Source organism: Legionella navarrensis (assembly GCF_052527415.1).
Genome location: NZ_JBNVZR010000011.1, coordinates 75,322 through 101,057, shown reverse-complemented (window position 1 = coordinate 101,057; position 25,736 = coordinate 75,322). Strand labels below are relative to the sequence as shown.

Sequence of the window (25,736 nt, the reverse complement as noted above, 5' to 3'; positions counted from 1 at the left end):
GAGTGTGTGAGTGTTGATGCGTAGCCCGGATTAGCGCAGCGTAATCCGGGGTTGGGCAAGATCTGTTGTTACCACGCTGATGAGTGGTATCATGGTTGTCAGGTTGTTAGAACAAAATAAAGGCTGTACGATGGATTTACTGGAAAAAGTATTTAATCTTGAGCGAGAAGCGGATAACTTTGGTTTTCGCTGGGAAAATACCAGCCAGATTATGGCCCAGATAACCAGCGAATGCGCGGAAATTGATGAGCATTTAACATCCGATCCGGCCTCCCTGTCCCGGGCGCATTTGCAGGAGGAAATCGGCGACTTGCTGCATGCCGCGTTCTCCCTGTGTGTGTTTTGTCAGTTTGATCCGACTGAAACACTGACGAAAACGCTGGGTAAATTTGAGCGGCGCCTTAAAGCGGTTAAAAGCCTGGCTGCCGAACGCGGTTTAAGCGACCTGAATGGGCATTCGTTTGAGGAACTGATGGCCATTTGGGCACAGGCCAAATCGATTGTCGGGTAGTGAAAGCTGCTGCGAGGCTAAAGGATTGGCTTAACCTGTTTGACTCATGGAAAGGAGCATACCATGCCTGTGTACCCTGTAACGAGTATCTGCAGTTCTCTCCTGGCTCTGGCCTACATTTATCTGTCGGTCAAGGTCGTTTCCCTTCGTCACAGACATCGCGTCTCTATTGGTGACAAAGGGCATCACGATCTGAACCTTGCTATCAGAGCACATGGAAATTTTGCTGAATATGTACCCATCACGCTGATCCTGCTGCTTTGCGCCGAGGCCAACAGCGTGAATGTCATATTGCTGTCTGTGCTGGCTCTGATCTTCATGTTGGGTCGTTTGTCCCATGCCTACACATTTCTGGCAGACAGGAAGGATTTTCTCTTCCGTGTTATTGGGATGATGCTCACATTCACGGCTATCACCGTCTTGTCTGCTTTAAATCTTATCAGCATGTTCTGGTAGACTGAGACTCGGCCCAACATGGAATTTGCATCCAGGCTGATTGTTGGGCCAAGGCCCAACCTACAGATTCCGGCAGAATTCGTGGATTCCGGCCAGCGGGATCATTTGAATGTCGTCGCTGTTACGCGCCTTGTATTCCAATGCGTCCTGCTGCAAATGGCGTTCGCTGACCACCAGCCGATGAGGAATGCCGATCAGTTCGTTATCCGCAAATAAGACGCCTGGACGCTCGTTACGATCGTCAAGCAGAACATCCATGCCCTGCGCCAGTAATTCCCTGTAAAGCGTTTCAGCAGCTTCCTGTACGGCAGGGCAGCGATGGCCATTGATGGGGATAATCACCAGTTGGAACGGGGCTATTGCCTGTGGCCAGAGAATACCGCGTTCATCGTGATGTTGTTCAATCGCGGCAGCAACCACCCGGCTGATGCCGAGCCCATAGCAGCCCATCAGCATGGTCTGCAGCTGGCCTTCTTCGTTAATGACCGCCGCACCCATGGCTTTGGCGTATTTGTCGCCCAGCTGGAAAACATGGCCGACTTCAATGCCGCGTGCCGACTGCAGATGCCCATGGCCGTCTGGACTGGGATCACCTTCTTTGACATTACGCAGGTCGAAGCTGTCCTGATAGTGCGCGTCACGATCCCAGACCACCTGAATAAAGTGCTTGTCAGCCAGATTGGCACCGCAGACGAAAGAGGGCATGGCGAGAGCGTGGTGGTCAGCGATAACCGGAATCGATAAACCAACCGGTCCCAAAGAACCAACCGGTGCGCCAAGACTTTTCAGAATGACCTCGTCTTTGGCAAAGGTCAGTGGCGAGCGCACCAGGGGATGTCTGGCAGCCTTTATTTCGTTCAGCTCATCGTCACCACGTAAGACCAAAGCGACCAGCGGGTGTTCACGACCTTCAACAATCAGGGTTTTGACCAGCCTGTCTTCGGCGATTCCCAGACCTTTGGCCACCTCTGAGATGGTTTTTTGATTAGGAGTTGCCACCAGAGCTTTCTCAGGCTGATTATGCTGACTGGATTTGGCCGGTATCAGACTGGTTGCCTGTTCAATGTTAGCTGCGTACTGGCTTTTATCGCTGAAGAAAATCAAATCTTCTCCAGATTCAGCCAGAACCTGAAATTCGTGTGAGGCGGAACCACCGATGGCGCCGGTGTCGGCTTCAACAGCACGGTAGCGCAGGCCCAGTCTGTCGAAAATACGGCAATAGGTCTGATACATCGTATCGTAGCCTGCCTGCAGGGATTCTTGAGTCAGATGGAAGGAATAGGCGTCTTTCATGAGGAATTCACGTGCCCGCATCACGCCGAAACGTGGACGGATTTCATCGCGGAATTTGGTCTGGATCTGATAAAAATTAACAGGCAGCTGCTTGTAGGAGCGCAACTCGTTGCGCATCAGGTCTGTGATGACCTCTTCGTGCGTAGGGCCAAAGCAATAATCACGTTTGTTGCTGTCAGTCATGGTGAGCAGCAGACCGCCAAAACTTTCCCAGCGACCCGTTTCCTGCCAGAGCTCAGCGGGCTGTACGGCGGGCATCAGGACTTCAAGCGCATGCGCTCTGTTCATTTCTTCGCGTACGATCTGCTCAACCTTGCGCAGTACCTTCAGGCCCAGTGGCAGCCAGGTATAAAGTCCAGAGCCCAGTTTACGGATAAGGCCTGCGCGCAGCATCAATTGATGCGAAACCACCTCAGCATCATTAGGAGTTTCTTTGAGGGTGGCAACAAACCATTGTGACGCGCGCATAATATATCCTGATGTTCAAAATATGGGAACCGGATTATATACCAGACTTCAGGTGGATGTAAGGAGGGGGAGGAGTAGGCCGGGACGGGATCAGGCGGGGATCTATGGTCAAATCAGGCGGGAAGCCAGCACCTGGCTGGCTCCCCGCCTCCTCTCGACCGCAGCGTTACCTGGGCGCCAGTTTATTCTGCTCCAGCAGGCCTGACAGCTTGGCAGACAGATTATTAACCGGGGTATGGTTGCACAACACCGCCAGATCATCCGAGTAATCATCAAACGCCACTTTACCACTTTCGACATTATATAATGCCCCCACCATGGCGATTTCATCCTGATCAAGCATGATTTTAAGAATCTCGCTGCGCTGATAAATCTGCTGCAGGGTGTTGGCCACGTTCAGCGACGTTACCCGCGAAACAAAGGATTCATTTTCGCCCGCACGCTTACCCTGAATGTTGATTTCCGCGTTAACAGCGGGCTTTATTTTTGCCAGCAACTGGGTGATATGACCTTTTTCCACGCCGTTACAGGCCGCCTGAATGGCGCCGCAGCGGGTATGACCCAGCACGACTATCAGCTTGGCGCCTACCACGTGACAGGCGTATTCAATACTGGCCAGCACGTCGTCGTTAACCACGTTACCGGCCACCCGAACACAGAAGAGATCACCAAAGCTCATGTCAAAAATCGTTTCAACCGGAACCCGGGAATCAATGCAACCCAGCACAACCGCAATCGGGTGTTGAGTCTGAGCTGTGTACTGGATGTCGATTTTCGGACTGCGATGAATGCGGGTATCGTTCAGAAAACGCTGATTTCCTTCACGCAGCACAGTCAATACTTCAGATGGTGTCAACGTGGTCTGCACATCGTAGGTAGTCACGTTGATGAAGTCTATATAGTTGTGGATGTCGTAATGATCCTTGAAACCAATCAGATTCAGAGCAATCTGTTTGTTTGGCGCCTGGTCCTGCTGGAACTCCTTGATTAACTCAACAATTTCCTTATCAATGTAATGCGAGTAGCGTGCATCAATAATCAACTGCGATTTAGGCGGTATGGAGTTTAATTCTGCTACCAGCGACGCTTTGTTCAAAAAGGTAATCTGTTGCGGCAGAACGAGGCGGTTGGTTGCACCATTGGGATAAATTTCCTTGATAATGTCCAGTCGCGCCTGGCTGTTGCTCTTCAGGATATAAAACAGACTGATAGCAAGCCCCAGCAGGATTCCAGCCAGCAGATTAAAGATGACAATGCTGATGACAGTCGCAATGAAGGGAATGAAGCGATCCAGACCCTGCTGATAGATGGACGTGTAAATCGAGGGCTTGGTTAATTTGTAACCTGTGTATATCAGGATGGCTGCCAGAGACGACAGGGGAATTTTATTTAACCACGAAGGAATAGTCAGTACCGCAAAAAACAGAAGCATGCCATGCAATATAGTGGACATTTTGCTGCGTGCGCCTGCCTGAATATTGACCGAGGTACGAACAATCACGGATGTAACGGGAATACCACCCAGCAGACCTGCTGTGAGGTTACCCATGCCCTGAGCAACCAGCTCCCTGTCTTTTGAGCAGTTGCGGTGTTTTTTATCCAGTTTTTCACCAGCCTTGACGTTCAGCAGACTCTCCAGTGAGGCCACGATGGCGATGATGGCGGCGTACAAATACACTTTGGGATTGGTCCATGAAGCCCAGTTCGGGAATTGGAACTGACCCAGAAAATCATTCCAGCCGTCATGCTCCGGAATATTGACGAGATGAGCCCCGTTTTGAGCGAACAGTGAATCAGCCCGGATAAATGATTCATTGATAACGATCCCTATCAATACGACCAGAATCGACGCAGGGATACCGCGCAGACGGGGAATATTGGTTTTATCGCAGAAAATAAGCAGAGAAAAAGACACCAGAGAAATAATGGTAGCACCTGCGTTGATATGCTGAGTAAAGGCATATAAGGGGGCAAAGGTGAAGCCTTCGGTTGTTTCGAGCAGGTGCGTCTGCAGCTCCTCGCTTGTGTACGACAGAGAGAATGCCAGCGGCAGCTGCTTAACTATCAGTAGAATCCCGATGGCACAGAGCAGACCCTGAACCACGTTCGATGGAACGTATTCAACGATAAACCCGGCGCGAAGGCTGCCAACCAGAATCTGTAACAAACCAGCCAGCGTCAGGGCAAGCAAAAATGTGTTGAAATCACCCAGCTGGCTGATTGCTGCGAGCACCACCGCCGCCATACCTGCGGCAGGTCCGCTGACGCTGACCGATGAGCCGCTGATAGACCCAACCACCACACCGCCGATAACACCACTTAATATACCTGAAAACAAAGGTGCGCCTGAAGCGAGGGCAATACCCAGACAGAGTGGGATGGCAACGAGAAAAACAACAACAGCAGCGACAAAATCAAATTTTAATTGTCTCTGTCGATAAATATTAAACTTGCGCAGGGCCTGTAAATAAGCTTCATTCATCGTTATTTCTCAAGTCAGCCGAATGTGGGTTTTATAATAGCGTATAATGTCCACTTTGTTAATCTTTACGACAAAGAAATATTTCTTAACGATATGAGGAGCTGTCCCGGCTCAGGCTGCGCTGATTCCGGGAGTGGTTATTTTTTAAATCGGGGCATCATCAAGACAGGGGATTTCGTTTTCATTTAAAATCGATTCGCTCTGGCCGTCATCCCGTCCTGTCAGCTGGCTTTCCAGATTTTTGAATTGCCATAAATCCTGATCCATAAGCTGACTGGGCTTGATGCTTTGCAGCGCATGCAACATGTTACTGGGGACTTTGGGATTTTCCTCAGCCAGCTGATCAATCAGCCTGCCAACGCGCTTGCGTGCCAGATTTTCCTGCGATCCACACAATGTGCAGGGGATAATGGGATATTCCTGCTCTTTGGCAAAGGCAATAATGTCTTTTTCCTGCACATAGCAGAGAGGGCGGATGACAATATGCTTTTTGTTGTCGCTCAACAGCTTGGGTGGCATGGAGCGTATATCGCCATTGTACAGGATGGACATCATCAGCGTTCGGATCAAATCATCGCGATGATGACCAAGGGCGATTTTTGTGAAGCCATTTTCTTCTGCATAACGATAAATAATGCCGCGACGCAGGCGTGAGCACAGGGAGCAGTAGGTTTTTCCTTCGGGGATTTTTTCCTTGACAATGCTGTAGGTATCGCGAGTCAGAATTTCATAGGGGATCTTTCGCTCCTTCAGCCATGCGTGCAGACGACTGTCATCCCAGCCAGGCTGTGCCTGATCCAGGGTGAAGGCGAAAATATCAAACTTATGGTTGGAGCGTTGTTTCAGGCTGTGCAGCAAGGTCAGCATGGTAAACGAATCCTTGCCACCTGACAGACAGACCATCACGCGATCGCCACGCTGAATCATATTAAAGTCGGCAATGGCCTTGCCGGTATAGTGCAGTAATTTTTTTTCCACAAGGGAAGGAGTGTTGGACATGTTACAACCTGTATAAAAAGTTATTTGGAGGAATCCGTCGGCGGGAAGCTGTTGACACGGGTGGTAGATAACCAGGAGTTAACTTCTTCAATGTCGTTGACATTCAGTGTTCCGGCCAGATATTTCAATGTCAGCAGAGCGTTGATCAGATTATACTGATCGTTTGCCAGCTGAGTCTGTGACTCAAAAAGTCGTTGCTGTGCATTCACTACGTCCACCATGGTCCGTGTTCCCACCTGGAACTGGGCTTCCGTGCTTTCCAGTGAGTTGACGCGTGATATAACCGTCTGGCGATCCGCTTTAACCTTGCTGATGCCGTCAATAATGTTGTTAAAGGCAATGGTGCTGTTAACCACGACGTCACGGTAGGTTTTTTCCAGCTGCTCGCTCGAGCTTTGGAAATCAAACTGCGCCTGACGGGTCTGCGACTGCACCAGGCCACCCTGCATCACCGGGAAATTAAGAGCCAGGGCAACATTGGAAAGGGTTTGCTTGGTTGGGACGAAAAAAGATCCGTTCGTCACATTATTACGGGTCTGGCTGCTGTTGCCCTGTACGGCGAGCGTTGGCCAGCCGCCAGCGGATTGCGACTTTATGTTGTCACGTGCTGCCTGCAGGCTGTATTTGGCGGCATACAGATTGTAATTTTGCTTAAGCCCGGTATCGATCCATTCGTCTACGTTGTTGGGCTCGGGCGTAATCAGTGGAATACGGCTGTCTCGCAAGGGCGCCAGGTAGTCATATACATGGTTGGTCAGCTTGCGCAGATTTTCGTATTGATTAATCTGACTGTTTTTCGCTGAAATCACTTCAGCAATCGACTGGTCATAGGCCGCTTTGGCTTCGTAAACGGATGTAATGGCATCCAGACCTACCTTAAAGCGCTCCTGAGCCTGGTCAAGCGAGCGTTTGTTGGCACGCTTTTTTGCTTCAGCGAAGCTGAGTGTGTCACGGGCGAACAGCACGTCGAAGTACGCTTTGCTGGTACGTAGAATCAAATTCTGAGCGGCATCGTTAAATGTTGCCTGGGCGGCTTTTACCGAGGCCTTGGCCTGTTGTACCCTGGCCCATGCCTGGTAATTAAACACAGCCTGTGACGCGGCAACGCTCCATTGCGTACTGCCATAGGTTTGGGCGATGCGTACGCCGGAGGCGTTGACGTCCTGAACATTACGGGCAGCCTGACTGCCAATGTTAAGCTGAGGATAGAGTGCTGCCCGTGCCTGGGGTATGGATTCAGCTGTTGACATGTAGGTGCTGTAGGCTTCCTTGAAAACCGTGTCATTCTCGAGAGCCTGACGGTAGATATCCATCAAATCAGTAGCATTTGAAACAGAGGGTAAAACAGCAGCAGTCATCAAAAGGCAAACAAGCAGTTTCTTCATGCTAACAGGTCCTAGAATATGAACTCTTTGCGTTTCAGTTTATCGATCAGGGAGGGAACGCAGGTTTCAAACAGCACGTCTTCTGTCCAGTTGCCGTCGTGATCCAGTGTCATCAGCAGGCATTGCATAACGGGAGCCTCGCCAACGATAGCGCACAGCTTTCCGCCGGGCAGGATCTGCAGACGATGCGTTTCAGTGATGGCATCGACGGCACCGGTCATGACGATAACGTCATAAGGCGCCTTGTCCAGCCAGCCGCGACAGCCGTCACCCGTGATAAGCTCTACGTTATCGCACTGCTGCTGTTCCAGTCTGCGTTTCGCGGCTTCAGTGAAATCTGCAAAGTAGTCAATGCTGATAACCTTTTTACACAGGCGACTGAGTAAGGCTGTGAAAAAGCCGGTGCCGGTGCCTACTTCCAGTACTGTTTCGTGGCCCTGCAGGTTAAGGCTCTGAAGAATTCGTCCTTCTTCGAGGGGTGTCAGCATGCGTTGATCATGTGCCAGAGGCAGCTGTTTATCTGACCAGGCAAAATTACGCATTGACTCGGGAACAAATTCGTCTCTCGGAATCTCGCTGTACAGTTCGAGAATCCGGTCGTTGAGAACATCGCCGGTTCTAAGCTGTTGTTTGATCATATTAATGCGTGCAATTTGATTTGTCATAAGAACGTCACCACTACATGAATCGGTTAGGTTAAAGCGTTGGGACGATTTTAGCAAGAAATGAAGGAAGGTGCGACTGGTTCCGCAGGATAATTATGAGCAAATCGCAGCCTTGTCGGGATTTTATTTTTTATCGACGACAGTTTTTATCATTTTTTGATCATTAACATAGTGCCCTGTCCCGTGATTTGGTATGATTTCGTTTTTTGCATGATGAGGGAGAGTCACGTGTCCAGTGCGTTTACGGATTATTTGCTATCTGAGATAGAAAGTATCAAACAACAGGGTTTATATAAGTCCGAGCGTTTGATTGCCAGTCAGCAGCAGGCGCTGGTGACCGTCAATAATCAGGAATTTGTCAATCTGTGTGCGAATAATTATCTGGGGCTGGCCAATGATCCTGAGCTGATTCGGACAGGGCAGGAGGCGCTGGCAACCTGGGGTTATGGCATGGCCTCCGTACGGTTTATCTGTGGTACGCAAAGCCTGCATAAGGCACTGGAAAATCGAATCAGCCGTTTTCTCGGCAAGGAGGATACCATTCTGTATTCTTCCTGTTTCGACGCCAATACCGGTTTGTTTGAAACCCTGCTGGGCGAAGAAGATGCCATCATCAGCGATGCCCTGAATCATGCCAGTATTATTGACGGGGTGCGTCTGTGCAAAGCGGCCCGCTATCGTTATGCCAATAATGATATGAAGGATCTGGAGCAGCAGCTGATCGCCGCAAAGGGCGCGCGTTTTCGTCTGATTGCGACCGATGGCGTGTTTTCGATGGACGGTATTATTGCCAATCTGCCGGCCATCTGTGAACTGGCCGACCGCTACGATGCCATGGTGATGGTCGATGACTCCCACGCGGTGGGTTTTATGGGCGAGACGGGGCGGGGTACGCCGGAATACTGCGGTGTTACCGACAGGATTGATATACTCACTGGCACGCTCGGCAAGGCTCTCGGTGGTGCGTCGGGTGGCTACACCTCGGGTTCGGCGGTGATGATAGACTGGCTGCGCCAACGCTCCAGGCCCTATCTTTTCTCTAACAGCCTTGCGCCGGTGATTGCCCAGACATCCATTGCAGTGCTGGACAGGCTGGACAAGAGCCAGGAACTGGCCCGCAGGCTGAAGGACAACAGTCAGTATTTTCGCAAAGGCATGAGCGATCTGGGGTTTGACCTTGTGCCCGGAGAGCATCCTATTATTCCGGTGATGCTGGGCGATGCGGCCCTGGCTGGAAAAATGGCGGAACTGCTGCTGGCCGAGGGTGTTTACGTGGTCGGTTTTTCCTATCCGGTTGTTCCCAAGGGGCGTGCAAGAATCCGCACGCAGATGTCGGCGGCACATGAGCGCCGTCATCTGGATCTGGCGATTGCGGCTTTCGCCCGCGTAGGGCGTCAACTGGGCGTCATTAAATAAAGGACTGAAAATGAAAGCACTGGTGAAAGCCAAAGCCGAGCCTGGAATCTGGCTGGAAGAGCGGGCGATACCGGAATACGGAACGCACGAAGTTTTGATAAAAATCCACAAAACGGCGATTTGTGGTACGGATATTCACATTTATAACTGGGATGCCTGGGCTCAGGCGACCATTTCAGTGCCGATGACCATTGGGCATGAGTATTATGGTGAAATCGTCGCGATGGGCGATGAAGTCGAGGGCCTGACTATCGGGCAACGGGTGTCCGGAGAGGGGCATATAACCTGCGGAATCTGTCGAAACTGCCGTGCCGGGAAGCGTCATTTGTGCCGCAATACCAAGGGCCTGGGTGTCAACCGTACGGGCTGCTTTGCCGAGTTCGTATGTATGCCGGCCAGTAATGTGATTGCCTTGCCCGATGATATCTCTGCTGATCAGGCCGCTGTTCTTGATCCACTGGGTAACGCAGCTCACTGCGCCCTGTCTTTCAGCCTGGTGGGCGAGGATGTGTTGATTACGGGCGCCGGCCCGGTTGGTGTGATGGCTACTGCCATAGCGAGGCACATTGGCGCACGCCATGTGGTTGTAACAGACGTTAACGAATATCGTCTGGATATGGCGCGCAGGATGGGGGCCACGCTCGCTGTCAATACCCGGGAACGATCGCTTGAGCAGGTGATGGGCGATCTGGGGATGAAGGAGGGCTTTGATGTTGGCCTGGAAATGTCGGGCAATGCTTCGGCATTTAATGAGATGCTGCGGGTGATGGATCATGGCGGACACATCGCTCTGCTGGGTATTTTGCCACCGCAGACGGCCATTGACTGGAATCATGTTATTTTCAAGAGCCTGGTTATCAAGGGAATTTATGGCCGTGAGATGTTTGAAACCTGGTATAAAATGATCACCATGTTACAGAGTGGTCTGGATGTTTCGCCGGTGATGACTCATCATTTTCCGGTTGATGATTATCAGGAAGCCTTTCGGATCATGGCCTCAGGCCAGTCAGGCAAGGTTATCCTGGACTGGCAAGGTTGATTGCTTAATTTAAAATAGAAATACGGAGTACTGATGTCGCAATATATTTTTACCATGAATCGCGTGTCGAAATTCGTCGAGAACCAGCGCGCCATTTTGAAAGACATATCCCTGAGTTTTTTCCCCGGCGCCAAGATTGGCGTGCTGGGTCTGAACGGTTCCGGTAAATCAACCCTGCTGCGGATCATGGCCGGTGTCGACCAGCAGTTCGACGGTGAAGCCAGACCACAGCCCGGTATTAAAATCGGTTATCTGGAACAGGAGCCCAGTCTCGATTTGACCAAAACCGTACGGGCAGTAGTGGAAGAGGGCGTTGCAGAAATCAAGGACAAACTGAGGCAATACGACGAAATTAACATGCGCTTTGCCGAGCCAATGAGCGATGATGAAATGAACGCGCTCTTTGAGAAACAGGGTGAGTTACAGAATGCCATCGAAGCCTGTGGCGGCTGGGATCTGGATCGGCAGCTCGATATCGCGGCCGACGCGCTGCGCCTGCCAGACTGGGACAGTATCGTGGGTCAATTGTCGGGAGGGGAGCGTCGTCGCGTTGCACTTTGCCGTTTGCTGCTGTCCAGTCCTGACATGCTGCTGCTCGATGAGCCAACCAACCATCTGGACGCAGAAAGTGTGGCCTGGCTGGAGCGTTATCTGGAGGAGTTCAAGGGTACTGTGGTCGCCATTACTCACGATCGCTATTTCCTTGATAACGCGGCTGAATGGATCCTTGAGCTGGATCGCGGCGAAGGCTACCCCTATAAAGGCAATTACACCGCCTGGCTGGAGCAGAAAGAAGCCCGTCTCGCTCTTGAAGAGAAGCAGCAGGCTTCCCATGAGCGCGCGATCAAAGCTGAACTGGAGTGGGTTAAGGCATCACCCAAAGGCCGTCACGCCAAGAGTAAGGCGCGTCTTGATCGCTTTGAAGACCTCGTCTCTAAGGAATTCCAGAAGCGTAATGAAACCAATGAGCTGTATATTCCACCGGGTGAACGCCTGGGCGATCTGGTTATTGAGGGCAATGACATACGCAAGTCATTTGGCGATCGCCTGTTGATTGATAATCTGAGCTTCAAGCTTCCTAAAGGCGGCATTATGGGGATCATCGGTCCCAACGGCGCAGGTAAGTCCACCTTCCTGAAAATGATCACCGGCCAGGAAAAACCAGACAGTGGTGAGATTCGCATTGGTGAGACGGTTGATATGGCCTACGTTGATCAGATGCGCGATCACCTCGACGATAACAAAACCGTGTGGCAGGAAATTTCAGACGGCCATGATATTATGCAGGTTGGTGCGTTTCAAATGCCATCACGGGCTTATGTCGGCCGCTTTAATTTTAAAGGAGCCGATCAGCAGAAGAAACTATCGCAGTTATCCGGTGGGGAGCGCAATCGCGTTCATCTGGCCAAGTTGTTGAAGCGGGGCGGTAACGTACTGCTGCTTGACGAGCCAAGTAATGATCTCGATGTGGAAACCCTGCGTTCACTGGAGGAGGCGATTTTAACCTTCCCCGGCTGTGCTATCGTTATTTCGCATGATCGCTGGTTTCTTGACCGAGTGTGCACCCACTTGATGGCCTTTGAAGGCGATTCGCAGGTGGTGTTCATTGAAGGTAACTACAGCGATTACGAGGCCGATAGGAAACGACGTCTGGGCGATGATGCCGACAGGCCGCACCGTATTAAATACAGACGTCTGGCCGACTGAAACGCAGCCAGTCATCTCCCTTAACCAGGGCGATGACTGGCGCCTGATCGGCCACTGGTAATTTTTATAAACATAGTTAAGGAACAGGTAATGAAGAAGTTGTTTTGGGTAAGCCTCGTGTTGTGCGTCGGGCTTTCAGGATGCGTTGAGCTTGATGAGTCAACGTTAATCACGGACGATGCCGGTTATGTGCACCGAACAACGCATTATTTAAAAGACAAACGTGGTCGTGAGCATTTCCCGGAGAAGGCTCCTGCCACCGGTAAAAAGCAGTTTATCTTTGATCCCAAAGCCTATGCATGGGCCGCTTACGATCCGGAAGGAAACCGTGTGATGACCGGCAGCGCGTCGGGTGGAAAGGATTTCTGTGAAGACGTAGGACAGCCCTGCCGAACAGTAACCGGTACGTTCCGCGTGTACAACAAGCGTGGTCTGGAATGCCGTTCGGGCGAATATCCGGTAGAAACCACCGGTGGCGCCAAAATGCCTTACTGTATGTATTTCTTCCAGGGCTATACGGTGCATGCGGCCTACGAAGTACCCTACGCCAACACCAGTCATGGATGCATACGCGTACTGCCTTCTGCAGCCAAATGGCTGAACGAGGAATTTTTAAGCGTCGGTACTCAGGTAACGGTTTTGCCTTATGCTGATGAAGAAGGACACGTGGTGAATAAATCGAATTGAATCACATCGTTCCTACACTGGCAGGTCCTTCCAGTCAGTCTGAATTTCTTCTTGACACCCTCAGACGCCAACGTACCGCGGCTTGTCCGCGGTATCCAGTGGTTCAGCGTAAGAAGTCAGCCACCTATGGATACCGCGGACAAGCCGCGGTACGTAGGCAGTACGGAAAATCAAGAAAAATTTACGGCTGACTGGAAGGACCTGCCAGTGTAGGAACGACATCTTTAAAGAGCGGTCTATACTAAATCAAATTCTCCGAGCTCTTCCTCTTCTCTTAAGCGTTTTTGTTCAAAAAGATCTTCAATGCGTCGGCGTCTTTCCAGTTTGGTGCCGGGGCTGGCTTCAGTCGTGCTGTCCAGTTCATCGCCTGTGTTGATGCTGTCGGATTCGGTATTTCCTGCGTGCTGACTACTCATTGCAATTCTCCTTTGCCTGGGGGTAATATCCATTTAAAACGCAACAAAAATAGCAGAATTCCACTGCGATGAACAGTGGAATTTTTTAGTCAGACTGCTATGAGCTTATCAGGGCGCCGGGCTTGAACCGGGCTCCGGGGCTGGAGGTGTCGCCTCCATTTCCTGACGTTTTGCCTGAATAATGCCTTTCATGGCCTGGATGGACTGAGGTGTGGCGGCCCCTGTTAATCTTTTCTCCATTTCCTTGCCATCGTGGTATTTCTGCATGATTTTCTTATACATCTCGGAGTGTTTTGCAAACAGCTCCTGTTGTGGGTTTTCAATTTTTTTACCATTCACCACAATAGCGATAGCGCAGCGTGTTTTCTTGGGATCCTTAGGATCGGGCTTTGATTCGGGATTAAATCCCGCAGCAACGCAGGCTTCGAACTGTTTGCGGGCAATCATCATGGCGCGCTCAGGATCGTTGTTATCGGTCACGCTCATTACAATGCCTTTATGTCCACAGGCTCGAGTTGCCATGGCCAGCGAAAGCAAATCCATTTCCATTTTGTTGGAGCGATAATACAAAAAACCGTATTTGGGCATTTTCATTTCAAACGAGTCCTCAGCCGGAGTCGCACCAGGGGTTATATTGATTTTGGTGCCGGTAATCGTTTCGATAATTCCCATATCACGGACACTGATATTCTTGAAGCGTGCTGTGCCGGTGTCACTGTCATAATCTATTTCCAGTGGGCCGTTGTTTTCATTGGCTTCGGCCAGCTCGCGCATTTTACGGCGCATCAGGGTGCTTTCTTTCCACATGGTGGCCAGGTAGGCAATGCGCTGGGCTTCATCAGCATTGTTTCGCAGTAGTTTATTGGCTTCTTCGCTGACTGTGCTGTCCAGCTTTTGAAGTTCTTTTTCCTGAGATTTTTTCAGGGCATCCAGGGTATCCTGTTTAAATTTTTCTACTTCGCCAGCGGCCAGTCCCATGGCTTTTGAAAAGTCCGGCCTGCTGAATAACTCGGTGACACGTGTGGTTTCCGCCTGATGCTGTGTACTGATGTCGGCTTTCGCCTTTGCTTTCAGTTCCTGTAGATAAGTCGCCATGGCAGCTAAATGAACTGAAGAGTCATCATTTAATACCGCATTGATGGCGGCAATGTTTTTGGCAAATTCAGCTTTGGCAGCCTGTGTACCAGCGTCTTCGGCCAGTGCCGTATCAAACGCTGTTCTGATGGCAGTCAGCTCGTCAGATGGCGTTTTCAGTTTTTCCGCCAGAGAGCTGGCAAAGGGCAGTGGCTTGCCGTCATCGCTTTTCAGTCTGCAAAAATCCTCCAGGCTGGATAGGCGCTCTTTTGACCAGGTTTCAAAGGGGTTGCTGGCTCTGGCATCTTTGGCAACGGTTATGCTGGCCAGGTTTTCCAGATATTCACGTTCCTGATTGACTGGCGAAAACAGACTTTCGATGGCTTTTCGGCCAATTTTTCCGTCGGTTTCACCCGTGAAGATAAATTTTCGATAAAAATCGTAAGTTCCGTCAATGGTTCCGGTTACCGCACGTGAAATCAGCTGAGAAATTTGACCTGGCATGTTGCACCTCATAATATGGGTTTCATGAGCTAAGTATATCACGCCTTAATTAACAAAAGCTTAAGCTGATATGACGAAAAAACTTTCGGGATGATTTCATCACAGTTTAAAAACAGCCATTATTTCCCCGGATTACGCTGGCGCTAATCCGGGCTACGTATCTGTCCTCCCCGCGCAGGCGGGGAACTATGGTCAAATCAGGCTCAGGACCATCTCCAGATAATCTTCTCAGGTTCAAAATCAAGAATGTGTCTGAATGCTGATTGTAACTGCTTAAACTTAGTATGCGAATCCCATTTAATATCAATTTGCCTGCTTGCAGTGCTTTATACACAGCATCCGGGCGTGCTTGAATCGAGTTCCGCGCTGGATTACGCGCATAAAGTGCGGAACCTGGGCAGGCTGAGTTGATGAAGGTGTTCTCTTTGATCAGTTTGATTGTTCGGTGGTATTGTCTACACTGAAATCAGAAGCATAAACAAGTACGGAGGCATGTATGGTGCCTGATCCATTCTCATATTCCAGTTCCTCGTCAGAATCGCTGAGCAGGTCAGTCGAGCGCTATCTGTCTGTTCCCAGGCCAGGTATACAGGAAGCCTTTGCGAGTATTCCCCGGCACGCCTGCGCTTTCGCAGAATTTCAGGGTGAGCGTGACGAGCAGGAAGATGCCTTGCTCATCGAGTTTTTTTCCGAGGAAAATATGACGCCTCTCGGAGACAGCGCTCGTCTAAGTGCGGATGAAATCGGACACCGCCTGAGGACCGCATTCCACGTTCTGCAGCAGATGGCCGATAAACAGGGAGGGGCAGTTGCTTCCACCACCATTTACAACGGTGATGACCGGTTCATAACGGCCACGCTGGGAGACTCTCTCTCCTTTGCCGCGGTTTACGATCGGAATAATACGCTGTTGAAGGTGGTCAGACTGAATCGACGTATCCATAACCTGGATGATGTGGACGAGCGCAGGCGTGTTCTTGCCGCCGGAGGAATTATTGAGGGTAATCGGGTGCTCAGCGCAAACGGTATGGGACTGGCTGTAACCCGTGCACTGGGTGACAAAAATTTTCCTGGCGTCTGTGCCGATGCTGACATCGATATAATCAGCATGAAGGAGTTAGCGGATTCCTGTCAGTGCAGCATTGACGAAATAGGCTGTGTCAGACTGATCATCACCTGCGATGGCTATTCAGAGCCTTGCCCGGCTGATACCAGAGCGGCGCATGAAGCGTGGCTGAAAACAGATCTGGAAGAAATTCAGCGTCATTCCCCGGTACCGCTGTCGGAAGGCGACCTGGCAATGGCGTTGGCAAAAAGTGCCTTGCATAAAGGATCGGAAGATAACGTGTCAGTTATTGTCTACACCATTAAGCCGAACTCGACCCAGGCGGTTCTGGCTGGCGTTTTCGATGGCCATGCCAGTGCGTCGATAGCTACCATGGCAGCGGAATCACTGGGCAATGTCTTTCTGAACCTCTGCGCTATGACACGTTCAGACTATGCGCAACATGCACTCAGCATGGAGAAAGGTCGTTCTCGTCACAGACCCCGTCACAACACGCCCGCGTCAGCGGCATCGAGCTCGACCCGCGTATCTCCGCGCAGGTTGTTACGCGAAGATGTTTTAGCGCAGCTTGCCAGCCAGTTTTCGGACGAGTCGATCCTGTTGAATGCCATGTGCCAGGTCGTAGTGAAAAAAATGATAACAGAACGAATGACACTGAAAAATGCCCTGGCGTTTCTGGCCACAACAGATGATGTTTCCTCCGCCGTGCTTGAGTCTGTGGCACAGGTCTTTATGGAACTGAAAGGTCAGAATCCTGAATTCAGACTGTTATGTGCTCAGGATGACTTATACCAGGTTATCGTGGATAAACGTGGTCAAGGCAGCACTTTTTCCATGACCAGCTTCATGAGCGGCCAACGCACGATCGATCAGGCAGTAAACATGCTGGCTGAATTACGAAAGTATCCGGGAGCCGATTTTAATGATGTGTCATGGTTTTGTGAAAACCCATCGGAGGTGCTGGCTCTGATTGAGCGAACCGCGCCGGACGAGTTTCTGGCTGTGCTGGGTACAGAGCCTGATACTTCCTCGCGGCCCGGGCCACATTGAGTGAGCCTGGTTTTACCAGGCCGGTATAGCTGCGTCGCCAAACAATTCTTTTGCCTTTTCCTGGACGGCTGGAGAGTTCAGTGCCTTGACAAACAAAGCCAGCTGGGCTTTTTTATCGCTGTTGCTTCGAATCACAACGAGGTTGGCGTAAGGAGAATCCTTTCCTTCGAGAAAAAGCGTGTCTTTTGTAGGGCTCAGACCAGCCGGAATGGCGAAGTTGGTGTTGATGACCGCTGCGTCTACGTCGCTTAAAACTCTGGGTAACTGCGCCGCATCCAGCTCTTTGATTTGTAATTGTCTGGGATTGCTGCTGATGTCTGCCAGCGTGGCGTTACGTGTGCTTTTCAAACGGATCAAACCAGCCTTTTGCAGTAGAAGCAGTGCGCGGGCTTCGTTGCTGGGATCGTTGGGGATGGCGATGGTGGCCTTGTCACCGAGCTCTTTCAGAGATTTCAGCTTGCTGGAATACAGGCCGGCAGGATAAACAAAGGTTTTCCCGATGGCTTCAAACTGATACCCATGCGCGGCTTCAGCCGCTTCAAGGTAGGGTTGGTGCTGATAAACATTGGCATCCAGGCTGCCGTCTTCCAGGGCTTCGTTAGGCAGGTTGTAGTCGTTAAACTCAACAACCTTGATGTGCAGGCCGTAATCTTTATAAGCCACGTCCCGGGCCACATCAATCAGATCCGTTTCCGGGCCGGATATGGTGCCGACCACCAGTGTGTTGGGTGAGGGCTTGTGGCAGCCAAGCAGGCACAGAGCCAGTAATATCGAGATAAAAAACCGCATGGAACAAACTCCTTAAAATAATGGATTTAATGCTGATAATGCCTGGCCAGCCTGTCGCCGCCAGCCTGCAGCAGCTGCACCAGGACAACCAGCACGATAACCGTTCCCAGCATGATGCTGACGTCAAAGCGCTGATAACCGTAACGAATAGCCAGATCTCCAAGGCCGCCACCACCGACCGTGCCTGCCATGGCGGAATAGTTGACCAGCGTAATCGCTGTAACTGTTATAGCCTGAATCAGAGCTGGCGTGGCTTCAGGCAGCAGAATATGACGAATCATCTGCCAGGTGCTGGCACCCATGGCGTTACCGGTTTCAATCAGTCCACGCGGCAGGTTCTGATAGGCGTTATCAACCAGGCGGGCGAAGAACGGCGCGGCACCCAGGGTGAGCGGCACGATGGCGGCGTTGATGCCGATTGACGTTCCGACCAGCAGACGGGTCAGAGGAATAAGCGCTACCAGCAGAATAATAAAGGGTATGGAGCGACAGAAATTAATGAACCCAGCCAGGCTGCGATTCAGCAGGGGATGAGGCTTAATACGACGACTGCTGAAGAGCAGGGTGCCCATGGGCAAACCAATCAATGTGGCCAGCACGGTGCTGAGAGCAACCATGTACAGGGTTTCAAGGCTGGCCTGCAGCAGACTGGAATACAGCGACCAGCTGGTTAAGGCATCATACAGTGCGGTCAGTGACATAACCCAGAACCTCCACGGTTAAATTGGCGTTGTTGCAGCGTTCGATAAAACTGGCCAGCAGAGCGGCATCGGCATGGAGCTGGACGACGAGTACACCGCAGGTCAGGGTATCGAACTGGTCGATATTGGCCAGTAGAATATTGATGTCCAGATGCAGCTCGCGGCTGCTTTGGCTGATAAAGGGTACCGTTGCTGTTTCTCCCTGAAAAAACAGGCGCAGCAGGGGCTGATCGTTGGGTATCTGGCTGAGCTGGCTGCTGAGATAGGCAGGAAGATGTGGACTGAGCTGGGCATACAGCAGGTTGCGCGCCTGGCTGTCGGTTGATTGAAACACATCGGCCAGCGCAATCAATTCAACGATCCTGCCGCTCTCCATTAAGGCCAGCCGATGGCAGATGCGTTTGATGACATCCATTTCGTGTGTAATGAGAACAATGGTGATGCCATAAACCTGATTGATTTTCTTTAACAGAGCCAGAATAGAATCGGTTGTTTCCGGGTCAAGAGCGGAGGTTGCCTCGTCGCAGAGCAGAATTTTAGGCGAGCAGGTGAGCGCACGGGCAATTGCGACGCGCTGTTTCTGGCCTCCGCTGAGCTGAGATGGATAGGCATCGCGCTTTTCATCGAGTTCAACCAGTTTCAGCAGCTCGTCAATTTTTTCTGCAATGTCTTCTTCAGAAAAGCCCTGAATGCGCATGGGCAGGGCAATATTGTCGTAAACCGTCTTGGATTGCAGCAGGTTGAACTGCTGAAAAATCATGGCCATTTTGTGGCGCGCAATGCGCAGTGCTTTGCCATGAAGGCCGGTAATGTCGTTGTTATCGATGAGAACGTCACCGCTGTCTGGTCTTTCGAGCAGATTAATGACGCGCAGCAGGGTGGATTTCCCGGCGCCGCTTTTGCCAATAATGCCAAAAATCTCGCCTTCCTGGATGAACAGATTAATGTCCTGCAGGGCCGGGATGTCAGCAAAGGATTTGTTTAATCCGATGAGTTCAATCATATCTTAAACCTGGTTTGTGGCTAAGGATTGCACTCGGATGAGGGGAACCGCTTTAGCCGAATTTACGGGAGAAGATTTCTCCTGAGCGCCCGCAAGCTATGTGTTCAAATCGGCGCAGGCTGCATGTTACAACACACAAAGCGGATTTTCCAGAAGAAAATCATCAATTGCAGCCCGGATCCCCCCTGCGCGGGGAAGACAAATGATGATCTGACGGTCACGGTTCGGTAATGATTGCGCCTTTGGGATTAAGGCACTATAATTCGCTGTTTTTCTTAATATAGAACTAAATAAGTACTATATTTAATAGTAGGGCGCAGTTGATTTTATGTGGCTGGTTTTTAATTGGTACTGATTTGGTACTGGATCATCCGATGTGAGAATGGTATGCTACGCATAAGCAAACTGGCTGATTATGGAACAGTGGTCATGGTGTATCTGGCAAAGCGGACCCAAACGCTTTGCAATGCGCGCGATATCGCGATGCATACCCATATTACAGTTCCCATGGTCAGCAAGTTATTAAAAAAACTGACGGCAGCCGGCCTGTTGACGTCTGTTCGCGGTGTCAATGGCGGTTATCGGTTGCAGAGAGACGCTACGGCTATTTCTGTGGCATCGATTATCTATGCACTGGAAGACAATCGCGGCGTGACCGAATGCAGTCTTCAGCCCAACGAATGTTCCCTGCAGGGCGTCTGTCACGTGCAGGGTAACTGGCAGCTAATCAGTCGGGCCATTGAAACCGCTCTGGACAGCGTAAGTCTGGACATGTTGGCCAGACCCTCGTTACCGGCTGGGGAAATCGAGCGTATCAGACACATCGCGAGCAGTGGAGTAAGTCGTGGCTAAAAGCAATGAACAAATCACCTCTCTTCTGGAAAGAGAGTATGAACACGGTTTTGTAACCGACATCGACGTGGAGACGTTTGCTCCCGGTCTTGACGAGGACGTGATTCGTCGCCTGTCCGCCATCAAGGGTGAGCCGGATTTTATTCTGGAATGGCGTCTGAAAGCGTACGCCCACTGGCTGACTATGCCTCATCCCGAGTGGTCCAGCGTTCATTATCCGCCGATTGATTATCAGGCGCTTTCTTACTATTCCGCGCCTAAAAAGGCCAAAGACGCACCCAAAAGCCTGGATGAAGTGGATCCCGAATTACTGCGCACCTACGATAAGCTGGGTATCTCTCTGCGTGAGCAGGAAATGCTGGCCGGTGTGGCGGTAGATGCGGTATTTGACAGCGTATCGGTTGCAACCACCTTCAAAGCCCGACTGGCGGAAGACGGCGTGATTTTCTGCCCCTTTTCCGAAGCCGTGCACAAATACCCGGATTTGATTCGTAAATATCTTGGTTCGGTGGTTCCATACCGGGATAATTTTTATGCTGCGCTGAATTCGGCGGTGTTCAGTGACGGTTCGTTTGTCTACATTCCCAAAGGTGTACGCTGCCCTATGGAACTGTCAACCTATTTCCGTATCAACGCGGCTTCAACAGGCCAGTTTGAGCGAACCCTGATTGTGGCCGATGACGACAGTTACGTGTCCTATCTGGAAGGCTGCACAGCACCTATGCGCGACGAGAATCAACTGCACGCGGCAGTGGTGGAGCTGGTTGCCTTGAACGGTGCGCAGATCAAATACTCCACGGTACAGAACTGGTACCCAGGTGACAAGGAAGGCAAAGGCGGTATTTATAATTTCGTAACCAAACGGGGTGCCTGCCGTGGTAAGCGCTCAAAGATTTCCTGGACCCAGATAGAAACCGGCTCAGCCATCACCTGGAAATATCCCAGCGTGGTCTTACTCGGTGACGATTCCGTGGGCGAGTTCTATTCGGTTGCCCTGACTAATAATTATCAGCAGGCTGACACCGGCACCAAAATGATTCATATTGGCAAAAATACCAAGTCGACCATTATTTCTAAAGGTATCAGTGCCGGCAAATCGCACAATGCCTATCGCGGTCTGGTGCGTATTGCGCCAACCGCGTCCAATGCACGTAATTTTACCCAGTGTGATTCTCTGTTGATGGGCGATCAGTGTTCGGCTCACACCTTCCCGTATATTGAGGTCAAAAACTCAGGTGCGCAGCTGGAACATGAAGCAACTACGTCGAAAATCAGTGAAGATCAACTGTTTTATTGCCAGCAGCGCGGCATCGATACCGAGGACGCGGTATCCATGATAGTCAACGGATTTTGTAAACAGGTACTGAAAGAGTTACCGATGGAATTCGCGGTGGAAGCCACCAAATTATTAGGTATTAGTCTCGAAGGGGCGGTAGGTTAATTATGTTGGAAATTAAAGAGTTAAACGTCGATATTAATGCGCAGCCAATTTTAAAGGGCATTAACCTGTCGATTAAACCGGGTGAAATTCACGCTATCATGGGGCCGAACGGTTCGGGTAAAAGCACGCTGTCCAAAGTGCTGACCGGTCATCCGGCTTATACCGTGACCAGTGGCGAGGTGATTTATAACGGTCAGGATCTGTTACCTCTGTTGCCGGAAGAACGCGCTCAGGCCGGTATTTTCATGTCCTTTCAATACCCGGTTGAAATTCCCGGTGTGACCAACATCAATTTTCTTAAGGCTTCGGTCAATGCTGTACGCAAGGGTATGGGCAAGGAAGCGCTGGACGCCATTGAGTTTCTGGGCTTTATCCGCGAAAAATGTCAACTGCTGGATATGGACGAAAGTTTCCTGTATCGCAGCATCAATGAAGGCTTTTCCGGCGGCGAGAAAAAGCGCAACGAAATTCTGCAAATGCTGGCGCTGGAGCCAAAACTGGCCATTCTTGATGAAACCGATTCCGGTCTCGATATCGATGCTCTGCGTGTGATTGCTCAGGGTGTTAACGCCATGCGTTCACCTGAGCGTTCGATTATTATGGTGACGCATTACCAGCGTTTGCTGGACTATATTGAGCCTGATTTTATACATGTGCTGGCCAATGGCCGGATTGTGAAGTCCGGCGATAAATCTCTGGCTCTGGAGCTGGAGAAGAAAGGTTACAGCTGGCTTGAAGATACGGAGCAGGCATGAGCGAACTTCTGGATTTTTACCAGGAACAGGCGGTTTCTGTCAGATCAAATCTGCCCTGGCTGGCTGAACGTCAGGTCAGTGCTCTGGATGATTTCAGGCGTTATGGGTTTCCCGGACGCCGGGATGAAGACTGGAAATACACCGCCACGGACAGCTTTCTGCAGCAGATGTTTCATCAGCCTGTGGGCCTGAACGAAACATCCACTGGCAGCCCGAAAAAAGGTGCAGAAGACTTACCAGCGGGCTGGACGGTGAGCCTGTCTAATGGTCAGGTAACTCCCATTGAAACGGGTGCGGGCAGTCTGCCCTCTGGTGTTATCGTGCAGCCCCTGTTACAGGCCCTGAACGAGCACCCCGAGCTCGTCAAACCCTATCTTGCCAGTATTCTACAGCACGAACACGGTTTTCACGCCCTGAATACCGCGGCCTGGCACAGCGGTGTTCTGGTGTATCTGCCTGCCGGTGCGCGGGTGGACACGCCGATTGTCCTCGCTCACTGGCAGGACAGAGAGCATCAGGCGCAGCACATCCGCCACCTGATCATTGCCGGGCCGGGCAGCCAGGCGACCATTATCGAGGCCTATCATGGGGAAGCAGACGCCTGTTACCTGACCAACGTGGTCACGGAGGTTCACGCTGCGGCCCGGGCTTCCCTGACGCATTACAAAATACAGTGCGAAAGCAATGCGGCGTTTCACATTGGTCATATGACCGTATCACAGGATGAAGCCAGTCAGTTTGACAGCCATTCGCTCAGTCTCGGCGGCCGACTCGTGCGCAGCGACTTAACATTTAATCTGCAGGCTGCCAAAGCCGCCTGTCTGATGAACGGCATGTACATGCCCGCCGACAGACAGCACGTTGATCATCACACAACGGTGCATCACCTGGTACCAGACTGCCAGAGTATTCAGGATTACAAAGGCGTGATGACAGGGCAGTCGCGGGCCGTGTTTAACGGCAGGGTTGTCGTGGCCAAAAACGCACAGCATACCTGCGCGCAACAGCAGAACAAGAATATTCTACTGTCTGATCAGGCGGAAATTGACACCAAGCCGCAATTGGAAATTTTTGCTGACGACGTGAGCTGTTCGCACGGTGCCACCGTGGGGCAGCTCGACGAAGATGCCTTGTTTTACATGACGGCCCGCGGTATCGATCGCATTGACGCGGTGCGTCATCTGATTCATGCCTTTGCCGCCGACAATCTACGCCTGATAGCCCACGCTGAAGTGGCAGCCTGGATGGCTAATCTGATTAATCAGCAGTTGAGGTAATGACATGACGACAGAATTCAACGTAATGTTGCCCAGCAGTGTCGAGGCGATACGCAGGGAATTTCCCATTCTTCACCAGTCCGTTAATGGTCATCCGCTGGTTTACTTTGACAACGCGGCCACCACGCAGAAGCCGCGCGCTGTGATTGAGGCCATTGATAGCTATTACACACATGACAACGCCAATGTTCATCGCGGTGTACATGCTCTGAGCGCGCGCGCCACCCTGCATTACGAACAGGCCCGCAGTAAGGTGCAGCGCTTTATTAATGCCAAAAGCGCCAGCGAATGTATTTTTGTGCGCGGCACCACCGAAGGCATTAATCTGGTCGCTCAGAGTCTGGTTGCCAATCAGGTGATGCCGGGCGATGAAATCCTTATCACGACCATGGAGCATCATTCCAACATTGTGCCCTGGCAAATGGTCTGTCAAAAAACCGGCGCTGTGTTGAAAGTGGCCCCCATCTCGTATTCCGGTGAAGTACAGATGGATGAGTTTGAGCGCCTGCTCAACAGTAAAACGCGATTTGTTTCAATTGGCTATGCCTCCAATGCCCTGGGTACGATTAATCCCGTTAAAAAAATGATCGAAATGGCCCATGCCCACGGTGCACGGGTACTGGTAGACGGCGCCCAGGCTGCGCCGCACTTATCCATTGATGTTCAGGATCTCGGTTGCGATTTTCTGGCCTTCTCAGCGCATAAAATGTACGGACCAACCGGCATTGGCGTGCTCTGGGGCAAACAGGAGCTGCTCGAATCCATGCCTCCTTACCAGGGCGGGGGTGAGATGATTAATCATGTCAGTTTCACCGAGACGGTATATGCGCCCCTGCCACATAAATTTGAAGCGGGTACGCCGGATATTTCCGGAGTGATTGGTCTCGGCGCTGCCATCGACTTCTTATTGTCCATGGATCTGGGTGTTATTGCTGCTTATGAGGATCACCTGCTGCAATACGCAACCGATGCACTGGCGTCTATCAAAGGCTTTCGTGTGATTGGTACGGCGAAGCATAAAGTGCCGGTTCTGTCCTTTATCCACGGCAGTATTCATGCACATGATCTGGGCACCATACTGGACAGTGAGGGCATTGCTATTCGCAGTGGCCATCATTGCGCCATGCCCGTGATGGATTTTTATGATGTAGCGGCAACCACGCGAATTTCTCTGTCGTTTTATAATACGACCCAGGAAATTGATCGTTGCATGCAGACGCTGCTCAAAGCGCAAGAGGTGTTCGCATGAGTATGGATTTACGTGAGTTGTATCAGGAAATTATCATTGATCACAACCGTAACCCAAGAAACCACCATATGATGGAGGATGCCACCGCGGTTGCAAATGGCTTTAACCCTCTGTGTGGCGACAAATTGACGGTGTATCTGAAGGTACAGAACAATGTGCTCAGCGAGATAAGCTTTGTAGGCTGTGGCTGCGCCATCTCTCAGGCTTCGGCTTCACTGATGACTCAGGCACTGCAGGGCAAGGCTATTGAGGAAGCGCGCACTCTGTACGAGCGTTTTCATGTTTTATTGACCAGCAGCGAAGAGGGCGACTGGCGTTCTCTCGATAAACTCGCCGTTCTGGCTGGTGTGCGGGCGTATCCGGCGCGTGTCAAATGCGCAACTCTCGCCTGGCATACCTTTAATGCGGCTTTAAACAAGCCGGACAGCGTTGTCAGTACGGAGTGATGTCA

23 protein-coding genes are annotated in these 25,736 nt (G+C 51.2%); 13 read left to right on the top strand and 10 right to left on the bottom strand.

Annotated features, from left to right (window positions below; all coding sequences use genetic code 11):
* The first annotated feature begins 103 nt into the window (after positions 1-103).
* Together ACQUTA_RS08240 and ACQUTA_RS08235 are read left to right on the top strand one after the other, a co-directional pair.
* On the top strand, positions 104-511 hold the full coding sequence (locus ACQUTA_RS08240) for a MazG nucleotide pyrophosphohydrolase domain-containing protein (RefSeq protein ID WP_444987759.1): 408 nt from the start codon (positions 104-106) through the stop codon (positions 509-511).
* A 63-nt stretch (positions 512-574) separates the two neighbouring features.
* Positions 575-967: an MAPEG family protein gene (locus tag ACQUTA_RS08235; protein WP_444987758.1), complete on the top strand. Its 393-nt coding sequence runs from the start codon at positions 575-577 to the stop codon at positions 965-967.
* A 60-nt stretch (positions 968-1,027) separates the two neighbouring features.
* Here the strand turns inward: ACQUTA_RS08235 and ACQUTA_RS08230 are convergent, their stop codons facing one another.
* The 5 genes from ACQUTA_RS08230 to ACQUTA_RS08210 form a co-directional block, all read right to left on the bottom strand.
* Positions 1,028-2,728: a proline--tRNA ligase gene (locus tag ACQUTA_RS08230; RefSeq protein ID WP_444987757.1), complete on the bottom strand. Its 1,701-nt coding sequence runs from the start codon at positions 2,726-2,728 to the stop codon at positions 1,028-1,030.
* Positions 2,729-2,894: 166 nt separating this feature from the next.
* Positions 2,895-5,210 carry a bifunctional SulP family inorganic anion transporter/carbonic anhydrase gene (locus ACQUTA_RS08225; protein WP_444987756.1) on the bottom strand — a complete coding sequence of 772 codons (2,316 nt, stop codon included), beginning with the start codon at positions 5,208-5,210 and terminating at the stop codon, positions 2,895-2,897.
* A 144-nt stretch (positions 5,211-5,354) separates the two neighbouring features.
* Positions 5,355-6,209 carry a tRNA 2-thiocytidine(32) synthetase TtcA gene (ttcA, locus tag ACQUTA_RS08220; RefSeq protein WP_444987755.1) on the bottom strand — a complete coding sequence of 285 codons (855 nt, stop codon included), beginning with the start codon at positions 6,207-6,209 and terminating at the stop codon, positions 5,355-5,357.
* Between the two features lie 20 nt (positions 6,210-6,229).
* The gene (locus tag ACQUTA_RS08215; protein ID WP_444987754.1) at positions 6,230-7,594 is read right to left on the bottom strand and encodes a TolC family outer membrane protein; all 1,365 of its coding nucleotides are present in this window, start codon (positions 7,592-7,594) and stop codon (positions 6,230-6,232) included.
* 11 nt (positions 7,595-7,605) lie between these two features.
* Positions 7,606-8,259: a protein-L-isoaspartate O-methyltransferase family protein gene (locus tag ACQUTA_RS08210; RefSeq protein WP_444987753.1), complete on the bottom strand. Its 654-nt coding sequence runs from the start codon at positions 8,257-8,259 to the stop codon at positions 7,606-7,608.
* Between the two features lie 228 nt (positions 8,260-8,487).
* On the opposite strand from ACQUTA_RS08210, the gene ACQUTA_RS08205 reads away from it, so the two are divergent.
* From ACQUTA_RS08205 to ACQUTA_RS08190, 4 genes are all read left to right on the top strand, one after another.
* The gene (locus ACQUTA_RS08205) at positions 8,488-9,675 is read left to right on the top strand and encodes a glycine C-acetyltransferase (protein WP_444987751.1); all 1,188 of its coding nucleotides are present in this window, start codon (positions 8,488-8,490) and stop codon (positions 9,673-9,675) included.
* Between the two features lie 10 nt (positions 9,676-9,685).
* Positions 9,686-10,714: an L-threonine 3-dehydrogenase gene (tdh, locus tag ACQUTA_RS08200; RefSeq protein WP_444987750.1), complete on the top strand. Its 1,029-nt coding sequence runs from the start codon at positions 9,686-9,688 to the stop codon at positions 10,712-10,714.
* A gap of 33 nt (positions 10,715-10,747) precedes the next feature.
* Complete coding sequence (gene ettA / locus ACQUTA_RS08195; RefSeq protein WP_444987749.1) at positions 10,748-12,421, top strand: energy-dependent translational throttle protein EttA; 1,674 nt, start codon at positions 10,748-10,750, stop codon at positions 12,419-12,421.
* A gap of 90 nt (positions 12,422-12,511) precedes the next feature.
* A complete protein-coding gene (locus ACQUTA_RS08190; protein WP_444987748.1) occupies positions 12,512-13,108 on the top strand; it encodes a L,D-transpeptidase in 597 nt (198 codons plus the stop codon).
* A 236-nt stretch (positions 13,109-13,344) separates the two neighbouring features.
* On the opposite strand, the gene ACQUTA_RS08185 is transcribed toward ACQUTA_RS08190, so the two are convergent.
* Both ACQUTA_RS08185 and ACQUTA_RS08180 read right to left on the bottom strand, forming a co-directional pair.
* Entirely contained in the window at positions 13,345-13,524 is a 180-nt protein-coding gene (locus tag ACQUTA_RS08185) for a PA3496 family putative envelope integrity protein (protein ID WP_444987747.1), read from the bottom strand.
* A gap of 108 nt (positions 13,525-13,632) precedes the next feature.
* Positions 13,633-15,102: a hypothetical protein gene (locus ACQUTA_RS08180; protein ID WP_444987746.1), complete on the bottom strand. Its 1,470-nt coding sequence runs from the start codon at positions 15,100-15,102 to the stop codon at positions 13,633-13,635.
* Between the two features lie 496 nt (positions 15,103-15,598).
* Here ACQUTA_RS08180 and ACQUTA_RS08175 point away from each other — a divergent pair, with 496 nt between their 5' ends.
* A complete protein-coding gene (locus ACQUTA_RS08175) occupies positions 15,599-17,218 on the top strand; it encodes a PP2C family serine/threonine-protein phosphatase (protein ID WP_444987745.1) in 1,620 nt (539 codons plus the stop codon).
* Positions 17,219-17,230: 12 nt separating this feature from the next.
* Here ACQUTA_RS08175 and ACQUTA_RS08170 read toward each other — a convergent pair whose 3' ends face one another.
* The 3 genes from ACQUTA_RS08170 to ACQUTA_RS08160 are packed head-to-tail and all read right to left on the bottom strand — an operon-like array spanning position 17,231 to position 19,711.
* Entirely contained in the window at positions 17,231-18,007 is a 777-nt protein-coding gene (locus ACQUTA_RS08170; protein WP_444987744.1) for a MetQ/NlpA family ABC transporter substrate-binding protein, read from the bottom strand.
* Positions 18,008-18,033: 26 nt separating this feature from the next.
* Positions 18,034-18,708 carry a methionine ABC transporter permease gene (locus ACQUTA_RS08165; protein WP_444987743.1) on the bottom strand — a complete coding sequence of 225 codons (675 nt, stop codon included), beginning with the start codon at positions 18,706-18,708 and terminating at the stop codon, positions 18,034-18,036.
* Positions 18,686-19,711 (bottom strand): methionine ABC transporter ATP-binding protein, encoded by a 1,026-nt coding sequence (locus ACQUTA_RS08160; protein ID WP_444987742.1) that lies wholly within the window; start codon positions 19,709-19,711, stop codon positions 18,686-18,688. The genes ACQUTA_RS08165 and ACQUTA_RS08160 overlap by 23 nt, the downstream gene beginning before the upstream one ends.
* Before the next feature lie 387 nt (positions 19,712-20,098).
* Between ACQUTA_RS08160 and ACQUTA_RS08155 the strand changes: the two genes are divergently transcribed.
* Genes ACQUTA_RS08155 through sufU form a run of 6 tightly spaced genes read left to right on the top strand, consistent with a single transcriptional unit; the run spans position 20,099 to position 25,731 of the window.
* Positions 20,099-20,563 (top strand): SUF system Fe-S cluster assembly regulator, encoded by a 465-nt coding sequence (locus ACQUTA_RS08155; protein WP_444987741.1) that lies wholly within the window; start codon positions 20,099-20,101, stop codon positions 20,561-20,563.
* On the top strand, positions 20,556-22,004 hold the full coding sequence (sufB, locus tag ACQUTA_RS08150) for a Fe-S cluster assembly protein SufB (protein WP_444987740.1): 1,449 nt from the start codon (positions 20,556-20,558) through the stop codon (positions 22,002-22,004). The genes ACQUTA_RS08155 and sufB overlap by 8 nt, the downstream gene beginning before the upstream one ends.
* 2 nt (positions 22,005-22,006) lie before the next feature.
* Positions 22,007-22,759, top strand: a complete 753-nt coding sequence (gene sufC / locus ACQUTA_RS08145) for a Fe-S cluster assembly ATPase SufC (protein WP_444987739.1) — start codon at positions 22,007-22,009, stop codon at positions 22,757-22,759.
* Positions 22,756-24,036, top strand: a complete 1,281-nt coding sequence (gene sufD / locus ACQUTA_RS08140) for a Fe-S cluster assembly protein SufD (RefSeq protein ID WP_444987738.1) — start codon at positions 22,756-22,758, stop codon at positions 24,034-24,036. Before sufC ends, sufD begins: the two co-directional genes overlap by 4 nt.
* 4 nt (positions 24,037-24,040) lie before the next feature.
* Positions 24,041-25,285, top strand: a complete 1,245-nt coding sequence (locus ACQUTA_RS08135; protein ID WP_444987737.1) for a SufS family cysteine desulfurase — start codon at positions 24,041-24,043, stop codon at positions 25,283-25,285.
* Complete coding sequence (gene sufU, locus ACQUTA_RS08130; protein WP_444987736.1) at positions 25,282-25,731, top strand: Fe-S cluster assembly sulfur transfer protein SufU; 450 nt, start codon at positions 25,282-25,284, stop codon at positions 25,729-25,731. Before ACQUTA_RS08135 ends, sufU begins: the two co-directional genes overlap by 4 nt.
* The last annotated feature ends 5 nt before the right edge of the window (positions 25,732-25,736 follow it).

Coding starts and splice junctions, on each gene's coding strand:
- ACQUTA_RS08235 (WP_444987758.1), top strand. CDS start 575: ATGCCTGTGTACCCTGTAACGAGTATCTGCAGTTCTCTCCTGGCTCTG.
- ACQUTA_RS08190 (WP_444987748.1), top strand. CDS start 12,512: ATGAAGAAGTTGTTTTGGGTAAGCCTCGTGTTGTGCGTCGGGCTTTCA.
- ACQUTA_RS08170 (WP_444987744.1), bottom strand. CDS start 18,007: ATGCGGTTTTTTATCTCGATATTACTGGCTCTGTGCCTGCTTGGCTGC.
- ACQUTA_RS08160 (WP_444987742.1), bottom strand. CDS start 19,711: ATGATTGAACTCATCGGATTAAACAAATCCTTTGCTGACATCCCGGCC.
- ACQUTA_RS08210 (WP_444987753.1), bottom strand. CDS start 8,259: ATGACAAATCAAATTGCACGCATTAATATGATCAAACAACAGCTTAGA.
- ACQUTA_RS08225 (WP_444987756.1), bottom strand. CDS start 5,210: ATGAATGAAGCTTATTTACAGGCCCTGCGCAAGTTTAATATTTATCGA.
- ACQUTA_RS08230 (WP_444987757.1), bottom strand. CDS start 2,728: ATGCGCGCGTCACAATGGTTTGTTGCCACCCTCAAAGAAACTCCTAAT.
- ACQUTA_RS08135 (WP_444987737.1), top strand. CDS start 24,041: ATGACGACAGAATTCAACGTAATGTTGCCCAGCAGTGTCGAGGCGATA.
- ACQUTA_RS08175 (WP_444987745.1), top strand. CDS start 15,599: ATGGTGCCTGATCCATTCTCATATTCCAGTTCCTCGTCAGAATCGCTG.
- ettA (WP_444987749.1), top strand. CDS start 10,748: ATGTCGCAATATATTTTTACCATGAATCGCGTGTCGAAATTCGTCGAG.
- sufD (WP_444987738.1), top strand. CDS start 22,756: ATGAGCGAACTTCTGGATTTTTACCAGGAACAGGCGGTTTCTGTCAGA.
- ACQUTA_RS08185 (WP_444987747.1), bottom strand. CDS start 13,524: ATGAGTAGTCAGCACGCAGGAAATACCGAATCCGACAGCATCAACACA.
- ACQUTA_RS08215 (WP_444987754.1), bottom strand. CDS start 7,594: ATGAAGAAACTGCTTGTTTGCCTTTTGATGACTGCTGCTGTTTTACCC.
- ACQUTA_RS08155 (WP_444987741.1), top strand. CDS start 20,099: ATGCTACGCATAAGCAAACTGGCTGATTATGGAACAGTGGTCATGGTG.
- sufU (WP_444987736.1), top strand. CDS start 25,282: ATGAGTATGGATTTACGTGAGTTGTATCAGGAAATTATCATTGATCAC.
- ACQUTA_RS08180 (WP_444987746.1), bottom strand. CDS start 15,102: ATGCCAGGTCAAATTTCTCAGCTGATTTCACGTGCGGTAACCGGAACC.
- tdh (WP_444987750.1), top strand. CDS start 9,686: ATGAAAGCACTGGTGAAAGCCAAAGCCGAGCCTGGAATCTGGCTGGAA.
- sufC (WP_444987739.1), top strand. CDS start 22,007: ATGTTGGAAATTAAAGAGTTAAACGTCGATATTAATGCGCAGCCAATT.
- ttcA (WP_444987755.1), bottom strand. CDS start 6,209: ATGTCCAACACTCCTTCCCTTGTGGAAAAAAAATTACTGCACTATACC.
- ACQUTA_RS08165 (WP_444987743.1), bottom strand. CDS start 18,708: ATGTCACTGACCGCACTGTATGATGCCTTAACCAGCTGGTCGCTGTAT.